Raw genomic sequence first — 15737 nt, 5'->3', positions numbered from 1 at the left:
CGAGTGGCTTTTATGCTGAGTAAAAAAGAAAAAATAGCTTACGGCCTAGGTGACACGGCCAGTAATATTATTTTTCAAACCGTAATGCTGTTTTTAACTTTTTTCTACACTGATATTTTTGGTATTTCGCCTGCTGTTGTGGGCACCCTTTTTTTAGTAGTTAGAGTTATTGATGCAGTAACTGATCCAATAATGGGCGCACTCACTGATGCCACTCATACTAAATACGGTAGCTACCGACCCTACCTACTTTGGCTTGCCATCCCTTTTGCCGTTATAAGCGTGATTACTTTTACTACCCCTGAGATGGGTGACGCCAACAAAATTATTTACGCCTTCGTTACCTACACCCTGCTAATGTTAGTTTATACCGCAATAAACATTCCTTATTCGGCACTTGGCGGCGTATTAAGTAGCAACCCTAACGAACGTGTCTCCATTCAATCATACCGGTTTGTGTTTGGCATGCTCGGAGGTTTATTGGTTACAAGCTGCACTTTGCCTTTAGTAACATGGTTTGGTAATGGTAATAACGAAATGGGCTATCAACTTACTATGCTGGTTATGAGTTGCCTCGGTGTGGTGTTGTTTCTAATTTGTTTTCGTTACACCAAAGAGCGAGTGAGCAATCCACCGCATAAATTATCTTTAAAAACACAACTTCATGTTTTATGGCAAAATCAGCCGTTTAAAATCTTGTGTATGGCGGCTCTGGTATTATTGACCAGTATGGTGTTGCGCACGACATTGGCTATTTACTATGTAAAATATGTTCTTGGCAAAGAAGATTTAATCACCGAATTTGTAACCTTAGGTATGATTGGTAATATTCTAGGCTGCGCCTGCGCACAACCTTTAAGTAAACGCTTTGATAAAAAAGTGGCTTATGTTTATCTACAATATATTTCCGCCATATTGAGCTGCCTTGCTTTTTTTATCCCTAATGAACACGTTTTACTAGCGTTTTTGGTGTATTTTTTATGGTGTTTTTTCACTCAAATGGCAACGCCTTTATTATGGGCAAAAATGGCTGATACTATTGATTACGGAGTCTGGCAGAATGGCCGTCGACTCACGGGTTTAGTTTACGCAAGCATCGTATTTTTTATCAAATTGGGGCTTGCATTAGGCGGAGCGATTGCCGGTTGGTTACTTGCTTATTATCAATATCAAGCCAATGTGGAATTAAGCGAGGCAACTAAAAATGGTATTTTAACCTCATTCACACTTTACCCCGCGATTGGTAGTGTACTTGTGGCATTAATAATGAGTAAATACAGCCTAGACAATAAAACCATTAAAAAAATCACTGCCGATTTAACACAGAAAAGCAATTTGTAGCAAGGAATAGTATGGCCACCATTTATGAAGTGTCAAAGCTTGCAGGGGTGTCACTTGCCACTGTTTCAAGAGTAATGAACAACAATGCAAACGTAAGTGATGCAACCAGAAAAAAAGTCACCTTAGCCATGGAAGAGCTGGGCTACCGCCCTAACTCTATTGCGCAATCACTGGCTTCTAATTGCTCTAATAGCGCGGGCTTGTTAGTTTCAGAGCTTAAGGGTCCATTTTATGGGCCGATGATGAGCGGTATAGAGAACACCCTAAGAAACCAAGGTAAACACGTTATTATTACCGCAGGCCACAGTGACGCAGAGCGAGAGCAACAAGGCATCGAATTTTTAATTAGCCGCAATTGCGACGCACTTATTTTGCATGTTGAAGCTATTAGTGATGAATACTTAATAAAACTCAGTAAAGGCAAAACCCCGTTTGTTTTGCTAAACCGCTATATTGAAGAGCTCGCCGACCGCTGTATTATTCTTGATAATACTAAAGGTGGCTATTTAGCCACTAAATACATTATTGAATCGGGCCATAAAGACATTGCCTATATTAGCGGTCCACTATGGAAAAAAGATGCTCAGGAACGCTTAAATGGGCATAAACAAGCGCTTGCTGAATTCGCCATTAAATTTGATGAAAACAATTTATTTGAAGGTGACTTTGTAGAAGAAAGTGGCTATGAAGGCTTTGCTACACTTTATAAAAATAACCCCGCCTTTACCGCCTTGGTGTGTGCCAATGACGAAATGGCCACTGGTGCCATGGTGAGTGCCAGAGAGCATGGTATACAACTACCTTCGCAGCTTTCAATTATTGGCTACGATAACGTGTTTTTTACCCGTCACGTTTACCCTCCGTTGAGCACTATAAACTATCCTATCGATGAGATGGGTAAAGTGGCAGCGCAGTGGGTACTTAGTCATGTTTATCAAAAAAGCGTACACCCTATTCAAACGTTATTTGAGCCCGAGTTAGTTATACGCCAATCTGTGGTTAAACCTTTAACATCTAGGTAAGCTAATAGGCTGTTAAACAAGCTGATTGAGTAATGATAAATTTATTGGTTTTAACAATACCTGCTCTATTTCTAGTTGCCTGATATGCACAGCATCGGGCTCCATACCACTAATAATAACGCGCTTAATATTAGGGTAATGCTGTTTAATAAACCCAGCCAGCTCTAAACCGGTACCATCTGGCAAATGCATATCAAGTAATACTTTATCGTAATTACTATTATGCTCTAGTACTGCCTTACAGTCTTTAACACTTGCTGCTATATCGGTATCCACATCCAAGCTTTCTAGTAATAGCTGGGTAATTTGTGCGGCATCAGCATCATCTTCTACTAATAAAAAGCACTTCTTATCTCTACTCGGTTTAGGCATTGGCTGAATAGATGAAGTAGGCTGTTCTTTTTGCCCGAGCCTTAACTCTAAGCATTGATAAAGCAAGTGGGAATCTACAGGTTTGGCAATCATATCGTCAAACCCTAACGCATTGAGTTCGTTATGAATGCCTTTCATAGTTGCTGCAGTTAAGGCTATGATTGCGCCTTTAAATCCTAGCTTTCTAAGCTCAATAGCAGCTTCTTTTCCGCCCATTACCGGCATATGGATATCTAAAAATATAATATCGTAGGTAGTGTGCCCGTCTGCTAGCTGTTTTTTTACTTTTTCAAGTGCTTGCTTACCATTATCAGCATAATCGACCGCAGCGCCTGCTGAACCGATTAAGTGACCAACTAACACGCGTAAATCGCGTAAATCATCAACCACCAACACCTTACCACTCACCTGGCAGGGCGCTACTTTTTGCTGCATATTGGGGGTTAAATCCAGCTTTAATAAATTACGCTCTACCTGCCTGATATCACCAGGGTACAGGGAAATGGTAAACGTTGATCCTTTACCTACATGGGAGTCTAATGAAATATCCCCCTGCATACGACTAAGTAGTTCAGAACAAATAGCCAAGCCCAAACCTGCACCACCTACTGAGCGCGACTCTACATCAGCTATTTGCTCAAAAGGCTTAAAGATAAGGGCTTGTTTTTCAGGAGCAATACCTAAGCCTGAGTCTTTAATACTAAAAAATAACATTTCACGCTCATCAACCATGTCAGTCCACGCATTAACCACAATTTCACCTTGCTCGGTAAATTTAATCGCGTTATTGATCAGGTTAATGAGTATTTGTCGAACTCGAGTCGCATCTACACGAATGACTAATGGTAAAGGCTCCAGTGATTCAAATTTTAGTGATAAGCCTTTATCGAGCGCCGATACACGCATTAAGGTAAATACGTCGGCCATTAAGCTATCAAGGTTAACCTCCCCTAAACTCAGTTCGAGTTTATCGACAGCAATTTTAGATAAATCTAAAACGTCATTCAGTAAGCTTAATAAATGCTTACCATTACGATAAATCACACCGAGCTCGTTTTCAGCCTGCTTGTTAAAGTCACTGAGCATCAACAACTCTGTATAACCTAAAATAGAAGATAGCGGTGTTCGTAATTCGTGGCTTAAATGTGCTAAAAAGCGATCTTTTGAACGGTTTTCAGCCTCGGCTTTTAAGCGTTCCACTCGCTCATCTTCTACATCACGGCGCGCTAATGCGTAGCGAATAGAGCGAGCAAACCGGCTACCACTCATTTCGTTTTTAACTAAGTAATCAACCGCTCCGGCATCAAGCGCAGCTGAATCGAGGGCATCGTTTGATTGCCCTGTAAGCATAATAATAGGCCCACAAAAACCATTTTTAAGCGCTTGTTTTAAAACACTCAAGCCATCAGATGCCCCTAAGCGATAATCAAGCAAGCAGATATCATGTTGATTTTTACTCAACACTTCCACCGCCTGCTCAGGAGAGCTTATCCAGTCTATGTCAAACACATGGGAACTGAGCTGCTCTAAATAGTCACGAGTTAAAATGTAATCATCTTCATCGTCTTCAACCAATAGCAGTTTCGTTGCCTTTGCTAACATAGCGTCTCCTGTTTTAATAATATGCTTAATCGTTAAACGTGCTTGGTAGCTCTACAAACTCAACCCAGTATTTACCCAGCGTTTTCATCAACTCAACTAACCCGTCAAACGTAACCGGCTTAGTTATGTAAGACGCAGCGCCTAGGTTATAACCTTTAACCATGTCTTCTTCTTGCTTAGATGTGGTTAAAATTACCACTGGAATGCCTTTTAGGTTTGGATTTGCCTTAATAGCTTCAAGCGCTTCACGACCATCCATTCTCGGCATGTTTAAATCAAGTAAAATTAAGCCTGGTCTTGGCGAGATGCTTTTATCTACAAACTTGCCTTTGCGCTCTAAATACTCCAAGAGTTCAACACCGTCTTCAACAAAATGTAATTCATTTAAAACGCGACTTTCAGCAAGCGCATCTTGGGTTAATAAACGATCATCTTCATCATCGTCTGCCATCAAAATGGTAATCGGTTTTACGTTTGTTAGTGGCATATTATGCCTCTCCTTGTAGTGTGAATAACTCTGCATTCACAGGTAATTTAATAATGAAAGTTGCCCCTTCACCTAGGGAGCTTATCGCAGCAATAGAGCCGCCATGTCGCTCTACGATTCGACGACATACAGATAAACCAATACCCGTTCCTTTATATTCTGAACGGCCATGCAAACGTTGAAATGGTACAAATATTTTATCCGCGTACTCATCAGAGAAGCCGATCCCATTATCTTTTACGGTAATAACGTGCCAGCATATCTCACTGTTATGATCTTCACTAAACTCACATACCCGTTCAAAGTCAACATTAACAACTGGGTCCACGTTAGGCGCTCTGAACTTCACTGCATTTGAAATTAAGTTTAAAAACAGCTGATGCATTTGACTTGGATCAGCCTGAATAATGGGCATCTCAACCGTAACAACCTGTGCATTACACTCAATAATCGCTATTTCTAAATCACCTTTTATATCATTCAGAATACTGTTTAAATCGGTATCAGTAAAATCTTTACCTCGGGTCGTTACTCGAGAGAACTCTAATAAATCATTAATTAAGTTAGACATTCTTTGCGCTGCATTTTTCATGCGGGCAATATAATCAGCGCCTTTTTCGCCCAACTCGTCTTTAAACATGCTTTCAAGCCGATCACTAAATGCTTGAATTTTCCTTAGCGGCTCTTGCAAGTCATGACTGGCAACAAAAGCAAACTCTTCTAACTCTCGGTTACTACGACTCAATTCATCAGAATACAAGGTAAGCTCTTGAGTACGTTCACTCACTTTACTGGCTAAAGTTTCATTTTGCATTTCAAGCTCGGCACGATACTCGGCCGCATTTTTTAAATTAAGCCTAGCTAATAAAAACATACCCAAAATCAACAATGCACTGGTAACTGCTGTTATACCAAAAGTGATTTTAGCTTCTTTCTTAATTTGTTCTAATTTAGAGAAGTGGCTGATTTTAAAGAGCAACTCACGCTCTTGAATATCACTAACCAATGCACGGATCTCTCTATACAGGTCACGCCCTTCATGTGTATTGAGCCTCAGAAGTGCACGCTTTTCCTTATCGTTTAATGCTAATTTAACCGTTATTTTAAGCTCATCTATTTTAGCTTCAACCAATAGTAACAGCTGTGCAATACGCTCAGCTTGCCCGTCAATTTCAGAATGTAAGGCGCTCACATGGTTCGTTTGAGACTTTATTTGTGCGACGGCATCGTAGTAAGGCACTAAATAATCATCCGTTTGAGTTAATAAATACCCACGCTGCCCCGACTCAGCTTGCACCACCGAAAGGTGCAATTGCTCTATCGCCGTACTTAGCATATTAGTGTTATCTAAACTTTGTTGAGTACGCGTTAGGCCTTGTATGGTATTAATGGCTAAAAAAGCATTACCAACAATAATACACAGCACTATAGATATAAATAACGCCCATACTACATTTGCCTTGCCTTGCTGTTTGCGTTTAATCATTTATCGTCCTGAATTAATTAGGGTTACTTCGATTCTGAAATAAGCTGCAAACTGTCACTGCACGCTTGGCAATTAGCAATTATTTTATCCAGTGCAGCGAGTGCTTTATCTTTTGGCATATCGTTTTCAAGTACTAGCTTAATTAGTTCAGCATTCATCGAAATACGATTTAGTGGCGCACGTGCGTCGTGTACCAGCTCATTCAAAGGTTTTGTTTTTTCTGACGATGCCATCAAAATCCTCGTTTTGTTGTTATTAAATTTGCATACTGGTTATTTATACTCGCCAATACCACCATAAGCATTTAAACGGTTATATAAGGTTTTAGTACTAATACCCAGCATTTGTGCTGCTAAAGTTTTATTACCTTGTACCTTATCGAGCGTGGCATGAATAAGTTCTTTTTCAACTTCTTCAATTGTTTGCCCTGCTGATACCTGTTTGTCCTCAGATTGAGTATTAACCCTTGAAAAAGGTGACTCTAAGTTGTCAGGTAATGTAATTGTGCTAGTTTGCGGATCGCTCATAATAAAAGCGCGATGAATAGCATGGCGAAGTTCACGTACGTTACCTGGCCAGTCGTATGTTTGTAGCTCTTTAAGTTGTTCATTAGTCCACGCAAACGCTGTACCATTTTCATCGTTCAACTGCCCTAAAAATGCTTTTGCGAGTAATGGAATATCTTCTTTTCGCTCTCGAAGTGTCGGTATATCAATTGGAAAAACAGCGAGTCTAAAGTAAATATCTTCACGTAAAATATTATTCTGCGCTAAATCGGTAAGAGAGCGGTTAGTCGCTGAAATAACACGGCAATTTACTGGTAACTCACGATTACCACCAACCCGTGTTACTTTTTTAGTTTCAAGTACACGCAATAAATTAGGCTGCATATCAATCGGCATTTCAGTGACTTCATCAAGAAATAACGTTCCGCCATCGGCTTGTTCAAACACGCCTTCTTTACGGGCAATAGCACCGGTAAATGCACCTTTTTCGTGACCAAATAATTCACTACCAATAAGTTCTTTTGAAAGCGCACCACAGTTACTCGCCACCAGTGGACCTTCGCATTTACTGGCATTATGAATAGCTTGCGCTACCACCTCTTTACCTGCTCCGCTTTCACCCATAAGCATAACGTTAGCATTAGTTTTAGCTACGCGCTCTATCATGGTATAAAGCTGTTGCATGGGCGCAGACTCGCCAATAAGCGTGTCAAAATGGTGTGTAATGGCGGCACTTTTCGCTTTTTTAACCGTTTTTTTCGGGCCGTTTAATACTAATTCTAAATCTTCACGTTGCAGCGGCTTTAATAGATGCGACACATTAGGCTCACACATCTCAGCTAAAATACCTTTAACCGAAGGGTGACCAGAAATAAGGGTGACTTTAGGCGATTGACCAATCATTTTTAAATGATCTAATAAATGCAAGCCACTGCCATCAGGTAACATAAAATCGAGCAGCACGTGATCGAAAGTATTATTTTCAAACCACTGATGTGCTTCTTTTAAACTGGTTGCTGTATTAATGTTGTGGCCAAGAAACTCAACAATATGGCAAATAACATCGCTGAATTCGATGTCGTCATCGACTAAAAGTATATTTAACATGAATAATCCCTGTGCTTTTTCACTATTCTACTTGCCCTTTAAAGTAAATGAAAGATATACATAATTAAGGTACAAAGTGCGGCTGTTTTATTTTTAATTCAATAGTTTAATCATAAGTAGCTGTATAGGCGCTGAAATAGCGCTATTTTATGCGGCTTATTAAATCTCTATTAAAGCAATTAATATAACTAACTGATATAATTTATTTTTATTACAGGAGTTGTTATGCGCTTATTAAAAACCTACATTCATCCCTCAATCAATATTGAGCAAGGTCGTCAATTTTCTCGCCCAACCGCTCGCGCTATTGCATTTAAGCAACAACACATTTTACTTATGTATACTCAGCGCTATGACGACTTTAGCTTACCTGGCGGTGGAATTGACCCGCATGAAAGCATTGAACAAGGGTTGATCAGAGAACTAAGTGAAGAAACTGGCGCACAAAATATAAAAATATGTAGCGAGTTTGGGCTTTACGAAGAGTACCGCCCTTGGCACAAAGATGACTTTGATATTATTCATATAAAATCATACTGCTACCTCTGCCAAATTGATGAGCAACTAGGCCAAGCACAGCTTGAACACTACGAAAAACAAAATGGCATGCAGGCTAAATGGGTTGATATCTTTCAAGCGATAGCTCATAACGAACGCACACTTGCAAACAGTGACAAGCAAGGGCTATCGATTATTCGCGAAACTTACCTGCTAAAAGCTATTGCTGCACAGTTTTTTACCTAGGTGTTTAGGGCTGAATTTGCGGTTCGCTCAGCGATTTTTTACCCACATAAAAGCGGTATAGTCCCAGTAAGTTACTACTTAAAAATAGGCTTTCCATGATTATTGCCACTGGCGAGCCGGCGAAAATATTATGTGTTATCCAAAAAGAGGTTCCCACCACCATACATAACCTTAAGTGCAAATCTCGATTTTGAAATGAAGCAATGGTTTGTATTAATGTCGCCACCAATGCAAAGGCGCTAAACCAATCTTGCCAAGTAAAATAAACGGCTAAGCAGCTGACAGCCATAAACCCAAACATAGCCCAAGTATGCTTAAAGTAAATACAATAAAAATAACGCACCGCGGCAATAAACATTAAGCAGCCAGCACTGTGATAGCCCAATATAAAAAAGTGAGCAGAGGTTAATAATACTGAGGTAAATAAACAGCTTAAAATAATTCGTCGGGACTTAAACTGAAATGAAGCTAAGTCGAGTAAAGTAGCGGCTGCTACTAACGATTGGGCAATTAAAAACATAACACTCCAAAGTATTAAGGCTTAAAAATGGGGAGTGTATAGTGCTTTATGAAAACAGCACTTAACTTAAGTTAAGTCGCTTACGAATTCGTGACAACGAAATAGCCGAAATGCCTATATACATTGCCACTTGGCTTAAGCTTAGCTGCGCCAACCAATGAGGTTTATGTTTGAGTAAATAGCAGTAACGCTGCTCGGGGCTATTAAGTAATAAAAATGCCTCTTTGGCTTCTTTAAAAATAAGTTGCTGTGCAATAAGCTGCTGCTTAATCAGATGATACTGTGCTTGCTCAAATAGTGTTAGTGGTACTTTAATTACATTGGCTTCGTTAATCACTTTTAATTGATAAAACGCAGGTGTTGAGGTCATCCAATTGGCAAACAGCAACGCAAATTCATCTTTAAAATAAAATTCTTTACACTTTTGCACGCCGTCTATGTCATCATGAATAGCGCCTAAAACTCCGTCCACAATTAAATACCCATAACCTTGTACATCGCCTTGTTGCACTAATACAGTATTGGGCGCTATTAGTTGCTGAGGATACTTACCAGCCAATTGCACTTTAAACTTGTTTACTAGTGCTTCATAACTATCGCCAAGCGATAAAAGTGGATTATCAGACATTAAAAATTACCATTTTTTCATTAAAGCATGTGTAATGTCAGCCGCTGATACACCCACCCTAGGAATATATTTTTGGCCACACCATAAAGGTGAAAAATCACTTTTAGCACTTTTTTCAGCTCGACTTCTTAAGGCTGTTATTGCACTGCTGGCATGTGGAAACGCAGGAACCCCATTTGGCATAGCACCTAGCTCTTGGATTACTCGATTTTGAATACCCCGAGCGGCTCTACCAGAGAACAATGTGGTCAGTGTGGTCTCATCTTGTTGCTGATCTAAAATAGCCTGTTGATGCAAAGCTGATGTTGTTGCCTCCTTGCACAGTAAATAAGCACTCCCTACTTGGACTGCACTCGCTCCTAACGCTTTAAACCGCTGAACATCATCGGCTGAAGCAATACCACCAGCAGCAATAATAGGTAGTGATATATGCTTAACACAACGCTTAACTAACTGCTCAGTAGTTTGTTGTAAGCTTAAATCCATAGATAAAAAATGCCCTCGATGGCCACCAGCTTCTATACCCTGAGCAATAATCCCATCAGCGCCATTTTCACTAAGCCAAATAGCTTCATCTAAAGTGGTAGCCGTTGAAATTACTTTAGTGCCCCAGCTTTTTATTTGCGCCACAATAGTTTGCCCAGGTAAACCAAAATGAAAACTCACAACTGCTGGCTTATAAGGTGCAATTATATCAACAATCGATTGATTTATAGGTTGACGAGAAGCCCCTGCAGTTAAGCTTTGCGGGTCAATTTTATACTCTGTAAAGTAAGCGGCAAGTAATGCATGCCAGCACTGTTGTTGCGCGGATGTGTAGTCAGCAACTGCATGACAAAAAAAGTTAAGATTAAACGGCTTTGTTGTTTTGTGGCTAAGTATTTCTAGCTGCTCAACTAATTGTGCTGGGGATAACATAGCGCAAGGCAAAGAGCCTAACCCTCCAGCCTCACTTACAACAAGAGCAAGCTGCTCGTTTTGAACACCCGCCATAGGTGCCTGAATTATCGGTAAAGTGGTATTAAACAATGATGGCTTCATTTGAACTCTCCCTGTAACTTTTTCAACAACTTGCAGTATTTACAGAACCATAGCAAAAACAGCAAGCAAACAACATCTAGATTTTAGTCATAAGTAATGTAAAAACTATTACTAACAGATAGTTATGATTTTTTTAATATCGAGAAACTAACTGGCTTTGGTTTTGCACCTACCCTATTACATAATTTGTTAGGAGGTAAAATGAGTAACACAGTTGATACGATCAATCCCGCAACAGAGCAAGTCATTAATAGCTATACACTGCTTTCTCAAGCTCAAGCAGAGCAAGTGATCGAAAAATCTCATGAAACATACTTAACATGGCGATTAACCTCGTTTACCGAGCGCGCACAACATCTAAATAAATTAGCCTCTTTATTTGAAAGTCAAAAAGAAGCCTTAGCAAAACTAATGACCGAAGAAATGGGTAAAGTCTATGAGCAAGGCTTCCAAGAAGTTCAGCTTTGTGCTGACATTTGTCGTTATACCGCTGAACATGGCGCCGATATGCTTAGCGACGAGGAGCGCGACATGCAAGGCGGTCGTGCAATAATAAGCTATCGCCCTACCGGCGTACTGCTGGGTATTCAGCCGTGGAACTTCCCACTTTATCAGGTTATTAGATACAGTGCCGCAAACATTATGGCGGGTAATACCACGGTATTAAAACACGCCGGTAATGTATTTGGTATGGCTGAGAAAATTGAAACGCTATTTTTACAAGCAGGCTTTCCTGAACACTGCTTTAGCAACTTACTGGTTGATGGTAAAACTGCCAGCGCCCTTATTTCACACTCAGCGATTAGTGGCGTAACCTTTACTGGAAGTGATGGCACAGGTAAAAAAGTGGCAGAGCAAGCTGCCAAGCATGTTAAAAAAACCGTGCTAGAACTGGGTAGTAACGATGCTTTTGTGGTACTTGACGACGCTGATTTAGCCCTTGCAGTTAAAGCATGTTTACAAGGACGTATTATTAATAACGGCCAAACCTGTGTTGCCGCGAAGCGCTTTGTGGTGGTTGATTCACTCTACAATGACTTCAAAGAAGCACTAAGCCAGCAGTTTAAGGCGATAAAAATGGGCGACCCAATGGATGAAGATACTGAACTAGGTCCTATGGCACGCGAAGATTTACGCGACAAAATTCATCAGCAAGTACAAGACTCTGTCAATGCAGGTGCAAAAGTACTTGTAGGCGGCGAAATACCGCAAAAAACAGGTTATTACTACCCCCCAACCGTGCTGGAAAACCTCAGACCGGGTATGCCTGCGTATGACGATGAGCTATTTGGTCCTGTCGCATCTTTAATTAAAGCCAAAGATAACGACGACGCTATGCGTATCGCTAATGATTCGCGCTATGGACTAGGCGGCGGTATATTTTCAAAAGATGAGAAGAAAGCCATTGAACTGGCCAAAAAGTATTTTGACACCGGCATGATCAATATTAATGGCTATGGTTTGGCACAACCAAACCTACCATTTGGTGGTGTTAAAGACAGCGGTTATGGCCGAGAGCATGGTGGCTTTGGGATTCGCGAATTTGTGAATGTTAAAAGCATCATGATTCACAGCTAATATCAGGTATCAGGTTAGTAAAATTAAGCACCGCGCTTGTCGCAAGCGTGGTGTTTTTTTGTCTAATAAATTTAAAAACCTGAGTTAGGCTGCTTTAAAAATTCAAGCTCTTCTTTGGTAGAATCCCGCCCCAGTATCTTATTACGATGCGGATAACGATTAAATCTATCGATAATCGCCTTATGCTGATACTCAAAATCTAAGTTATTTTGAATACCTAACGCTTTATATAACTTCACTGCTTCCTTATGAATTAGCTTTGATTCGCTGTGCATAAAAGGCATATACAAAAATACGCGTTGCTCATCCGTCAATTCCTTATCAAACCCTTTCGCAATAGCGGTTTGCGCTAACGCTAGAGCTAATGCATCACAGGCAAATGCTGCGGGCTTTTCACGGTAAATATTACGTGAGAACTGATCAAGCACAATAATTTCCGCAAGACTACCTATCGCGCTTTCACGCCAATCAAATAACTCATTTACACTTGCTTGATGATGCAATTTACCAAAACGAGTTTTAATTTGTGCATCAAGCCCATCGTCTTTTTGCCACCACTGTTTAGGCTCAAGCTCGGTAAACCAAAAGTCGATAATTTTATTAAACATAATGAATCTCTTTGTTAATTAACGCTAAACCAAATAGTTTGCTACAAAAAACTTCGTCTAAAACCTTTAACCTAATATCTGTACTATACCTAGCCCTTTTCAAACATAGGTACTTTGCGTTTATCTGCTTTGCTCATTGCCAGCTCTTGTATATCTTGCTGCTTTTGCTCGCTTGGTTTTGTTTCTAGGGATTGCTGATTAGCATCTTCAAATACCAATTCGGTTAATAAGGCAAAATGATCGGAGCCATATTTAGCAAGGCGCTTTATTCGTTTTACACTAAAGCCTTTTGAGTGAAATAAATGATCAAGCGGCCAACGCATAAAAAAGTAATTAGCATGAAAAGTATTAAAAAAACCACGGCCTTTACGGGGGTCTAAAAATCCACTAATTTGCATAAATAAACGAGTACTGCGTGACCAAGCAACATCATTTAAATCGCCAGCGACTATCGTAGGGCGAGTTGAACCTTTAAGGGCTTTAGCCACCATTATTAATTCGCTATCGCGTGGACGTGATGAATCTTCTTCGGTTGGGCTTGGTGGCGCGGGATGAATAAAATGCCCCTGCATTTTTAACCCTTGGTGGTTTTCAAATAAAATATGAATAGAAGGAATATCATCTTCTATAAGTGCACAAATTTGTGCATCGAGTATGTTAAATTTACTAAATACATGCATGCCGTAGCGGTTATCTTTTGGGCACTGTACTTGATAAGGGTAGTTTTTTTTAAGCACGGACAATTTATCTTGCCACCAACTATCGCTTTCTAAGGTGATAAGTAAATCGGGCTGATATTTATCGACTAAGTTAATTAACTGCTCACTATGTCGATTCGACATCAGTACATTAGCGGATAAGATTCTGATGCTATGATCACTACTTTTTGGCGCTGTTAATACTTCTTTTTTAGCAAACCAAGTGTAGGGATAAATCCACTTAGCTTGAAGCGCACAAATAATTAAAGCAACAGCCGCTATTAATGAGTATGCAATAAAGTCGATTTGCCACATACCTATTACTGCCACGATAATTACAGCGCTTGCTAGGTAACACACCTGCAAGCGCACAAAGTCGCAACTACGTATCAAGTAATGCTGACTGTATGACAGGGGTAATAACGTTATTAATAACAACAAGCCAGTAACTATGACCAATACAGTGAGCATTTATAAATCCTAATAGCGCTGTAAAATAGAGAGTATTTCACGAGTGTCGTGCACTAAGTGAATAATAGTGCGATCAACTTCAACTCGCACTGTGTCTCTTTCTCGGTCTATTACTCTAGCACGCTTATAAATGTCATGCCCAAGGATATCACCTTGATGATAAGATCTGTGCCACCCTGGTGGAGTCCACCCTTGACGAATTAACTGCTTGGCTTGTTTCTTAGAAAGCCATTTTTTATTATTGTATTGGTTATATTTTTGCTTTTTCCAGTGATGCTTGTTTGCGTGTTTATTCGCATGCTTGCCTGCATGTTTGTCTTTGTGTGGTACAGCAAATGCGTTTGTTGCCGTTAGCGCAAAAACCATTACTAAAATACTGATTAGTGATTTCATGGCGATTCTCCAGTGTGATCATTACTGAAGAGTATTAACGGCTAAGCCTGAACATTACATGAAATGAGAAAAATTAACGTTGCTTGTACTGTGTTTTACAATGACTGCGCATAATCGCGGGGTCGCGTAACTTTAGGTGTTTAGTTTTACGCCCAGCATGGCGCTTACGCCATACTTTAAATGACCCGCTAGAGATATGCTCCCGCATAAAATTAACTAATTGAGAGTAATTTAGCCCATACAGATTTTCAATGGCTTCAAATGGCGTTCTGTCTTCCCATGCCATTTCTATAATGCGTGATTGCTGTTCTTGGTTAAACATATTAATTCCAAATTTGGTTGATACGCAAAAGTTAAATTTAGCGATCATCACTTGCTTGTGATGTTAAAAATATAACCTCTTTTCATTTATTAACTTTAATTAAGTGTATGATTAATCTACACACTGAAACCGGAGCTAAAAGGATGTTTACAAAACTACCTAAGTGGGTCGAATATGGTGCGTTTACCCTCGCTTTTATTGCCGGTATGGTAAACGCAGTAGGTTTATTAGGGTTTGAACAGCAAGCAATTTCTCACGTTTCAGGGTCGGTGACTTCATTAGCTATTGAACTTACTACCAACATCAAGGCAGCGTTATTTTTAATTGCGATTGTACTGAGTTTTATATTTGGCTCGGCATTAACAGGCTTAATGCTTTCAGGCGGTTCACTTAAGCTAGGCCGCCATTACGATACGCTCTTATTTATTGAGGGTATTTTACTGCTGTTAAGCGCACAGCTACTTCAATATTCTTACCCTTACGCACTTACACTCGCTTCTGCGGCCTGCGGCTTACAAAATGCTTTAGCCACTAACTACAGCGGCGCAGTTGTGCGAACCACTCACTTAACAGGTATTTTTACCGATCTGGGTTTGATGTTTGGTAAAGCCCTAAAAGGAGAAGCTTTTGACAATAGAAAATGCTTGGTCTTTGTATTAATTATTGCCGGGTTTTTAGCCGGCGCAGTGGTAGGGGTATTACTATTTAAACATTACTCAGTGCTCACTTTAGTTTTTCCGGGCATTTTTTGTATTGTTTTATCGATTACTTATCGGGTTTATAGGTTGAGTGTGCTTTAACCAATTCACAA

17 protein-coding genes are annotated in these 15737 nt (G+C 40.0%); 5 read left to right on the top strand and 12 right to left on the bottom strand.

Annotation, left to right across the window (positions count from 1 at the left end):
- Positions 1-12: 12 nt before the first annotated feature.
- On the top strand, positions 13-1341 hold the full coding sequence (locus FHG08_RS07070; protein ID WP_178955170.1) for a glycoside-pentoside-hexuronide (GPH):cation symporter: 1329 nt from the start codon (positions 13-15) through the stop codon (positions 1339-1341).
- Between the two features lie 11 nt (positions 1342-1352).
- Positions 1353-2363, top strand: a complete 1011-nt coding sequence (locus FHG08_RS07065; RefSeq protein WP_178955167.1) for a LacI family DNA-binding transcriptional regulator — start codon at positions 1353-1355, stop codon at positions 2361-2363.
- A 12-nt stretch (positions 2364-2375) separates the two neighbouring features.
- Here FHG08_RS07065 and FHG08_RS07060 read toward each other — a convergent pair whose 3' ends face one another.
- From FHG08_RS07060 to FHG08_RS07040, 5 genes are read right to left on the bottom strand one after another with little or no spacing between them, the layout of a single operon-like run.
- Complete coding sequence (locus tag FHG08_RS07060; protein ID WP_178955165.1) at positions 2376-4337, bottom strand: response regulator; 1962 nt, start codon at positions 4335-4337, stop codon at positions 2376-2378.
- A gap of 25 nt (positions 4338-4362) precedes the next feature.
- The gene (locus FHG08_RS07055) at positions 4363-4824 is read right to left on the bottom strand and encodes a response regulator (protein WP_010390893.1); all 462 of its coding nucleotides are present in this window, start codon (positions 4822-4824) and stop codon (positions 4363-4365) included.
- Position 4825: 1 nt separating this feature from the next.
- Positions 4826-6310, bottom strand: coding sequence for an ATP-binding protein (locus FHG08_RS07050; protein ID WP_178955163.1), 1485 nt, complete (start codon positions 6308-6310; stop codon positions 4826-4828).
- Between the two features lie 23 nt (positions 6311-6333).
- Positions 6334-6543 (bottom strand): histidine kinase, encoded by a 210-nt coding sequence (locus FHG08_RS07045; RefSeq protein ID WP_138605223.1) that lies wholly within the window; start codon positions 6541-6543, stop codon positions 6334-6336.
- A gap of 39 nt (positions 6544-6582) precedes the next feature.
- On the bottom strand, positions 6583-7923 hold the full coding sequence (locus FHG08_RS07040) for a sigma-54 dependent transcriptional regulator (RefSeq protein WP_178955161.1): 1341 nt from the start codon (positions 7921-7923) through the stop codon (positions 6583-6585).
- Positions 7924-8148: 225 nt separating this feature from the next.
- Here FHG08_RS07040 and FHG08_RS07035 point away from each other — a divergent pair, with 225 nt between their 5' ends.
- Positions 8149-8667 (top strand): NUDIX hydrolase, encoded by a 519-nt coding sequence (locus FHG08_RS07035; protein ID WP_178955159.1) that lies wholly within the window; start codon positions 8149-8151, stop codon positions 8665-8667.
- 4 nt (positions 8668-8671) lie between these two features.
- Here FHG08_RS07035 and FHG08_RS07030 read toward each other — a convergent pair whose 3' ends face one another.
- The 3 genes from FHG08_RS07030 to FHG08_RS07020 form a co-directional block, all read right to left on the bottom strand.
- A complete protein-coding gene (locus tag FHG08_RS07030; protein WP_178955157.1) occupies positions 8672-9187 on the bottom strand; it encodes a YgjV family protein in 516 nt (171 codons plus the stop codon).
- A gap of 61 nt (positions 9188-9248) precedes the next feature.
- The gene (locus FHG08_RS07025) at positions 9249-9815 is read right to left on the bottom strand and encodes a Crp/Fnr family transcriptional regulator (protein ID WP_178955155.1); all 567 of its coding nucleotides are present in this window, start codon (positions 9813-9815) and stop codon (positions 9249-9251) included.
- Positions 9816-9821: 6 nt separating this feature from the next.
- Positions 9822-10856, bottom strand: coding sequence for a nitronate monooxygenase family protein (locus FHG08_RS07020; RefSeq protein WP_178955153.1), 1035 nt, complete (start codon positions 10854-10856; stop codon positions 9822-9824).
- A 201-nt stretch (positions 10857-11057) separates the two neighbouring features.
- On the opposite strand from FHG08_RS07020, the gene FHG08_RS07015 reads away from it, so the two are divergent.
- Positions 11058-12434, top strand: a complete 1377-nt coding sequence (locus tag FHG08_RS07015; RefSeq protein ID WP_178955151.1) for an NAD-dependent succinate-semialdehyde dehydrogenase — start codon at positions 11058-11060, stop codon at positions 12432-12434.
- A gap of 71 nt (positions 12435-12505) precedes the next feature.
- Here FHG08_RS07015 and FHG08_RS07010 read toward each other — a convergent pair whose 3' ends face one another.
- From FHG08_RS07010 to FHG08_RS06995, 4 genes are all read right to left on the bottom strand, one after another.
- Positions 12506-13042, bottom strand: coding sequence for a DUF924 family protein (locus tag FHG08_RS07010; protein ID WP_138605233.1), 537 nt, complete (start codon positions 13040-13042; stop codon positions 12506-12508).
- A gap of 89 nt (positions 13043-13131) precedes the next feature.
- Positions 13132-14211 carry an endonuclease/exonuclease/phosphatase family protein gene (locus tag FHG08_RS07005; RefSeq protein ID WP_178955149.1) on the bottom strand — a complete coding sequence of 360 codons (1080 nt, stop codon included), beginning with the start codon at positions 14209-14211 and terminating at the stop codon, positions 13132-13134.
- Positions 14212-14220: 9 nt separating this feature from the next.
- Positions 14221-14604 (bottom strand): hypothetical protein, encoded by a 384-nt coding sequence (locus tag FHG08_RS07000; RefSeq protein ID WP_075170389.1) that lies wholly within the window; start codon positions 14602-14604, stop codon positions 14221-14223.
- Positions 14605-14677: 73 nt separating this feature from the next.
- Complete coding sequence (locus FHG08_RS06995; protein ID WP_041708743.1) at positions 14678-14926, bottom strand: TIGR03643 family protein; 249 nt, start codon at positions 14924-14926, stop codon at positions 14678-14680.
- Positions 14927-15069: 143 nt separating this feature from the next.
- Between FHG08_RS06995 and FHG08_RS06990 the strand changes: the two genes are divergently transcribed.
- Positions 15070-15726 (top strand): YoaK family protein, encoded by a 657-nt coding sequence (locus FHG08_RS06990; protein WP_178955147.1) that lies wholly within the window; start codon positions 15070-15072, stop codon positions 15724-15726.
- Positions 15727-15737 lie beyond the last annotated feature (11 nt).

It is taken from the genome of Pseudoalteromonas sp. Scap03, from assembly GCF_013393115.1.
Classification (GTDB): Bacteria; Pseudomonadota; Gammaproteobacteria; order Enterobacterales; family Alteromonadaceae; genus Pseudoalteromonas.
This window is presented reverse-complemented; position numbering and strand designations above follow the sequence as displayed.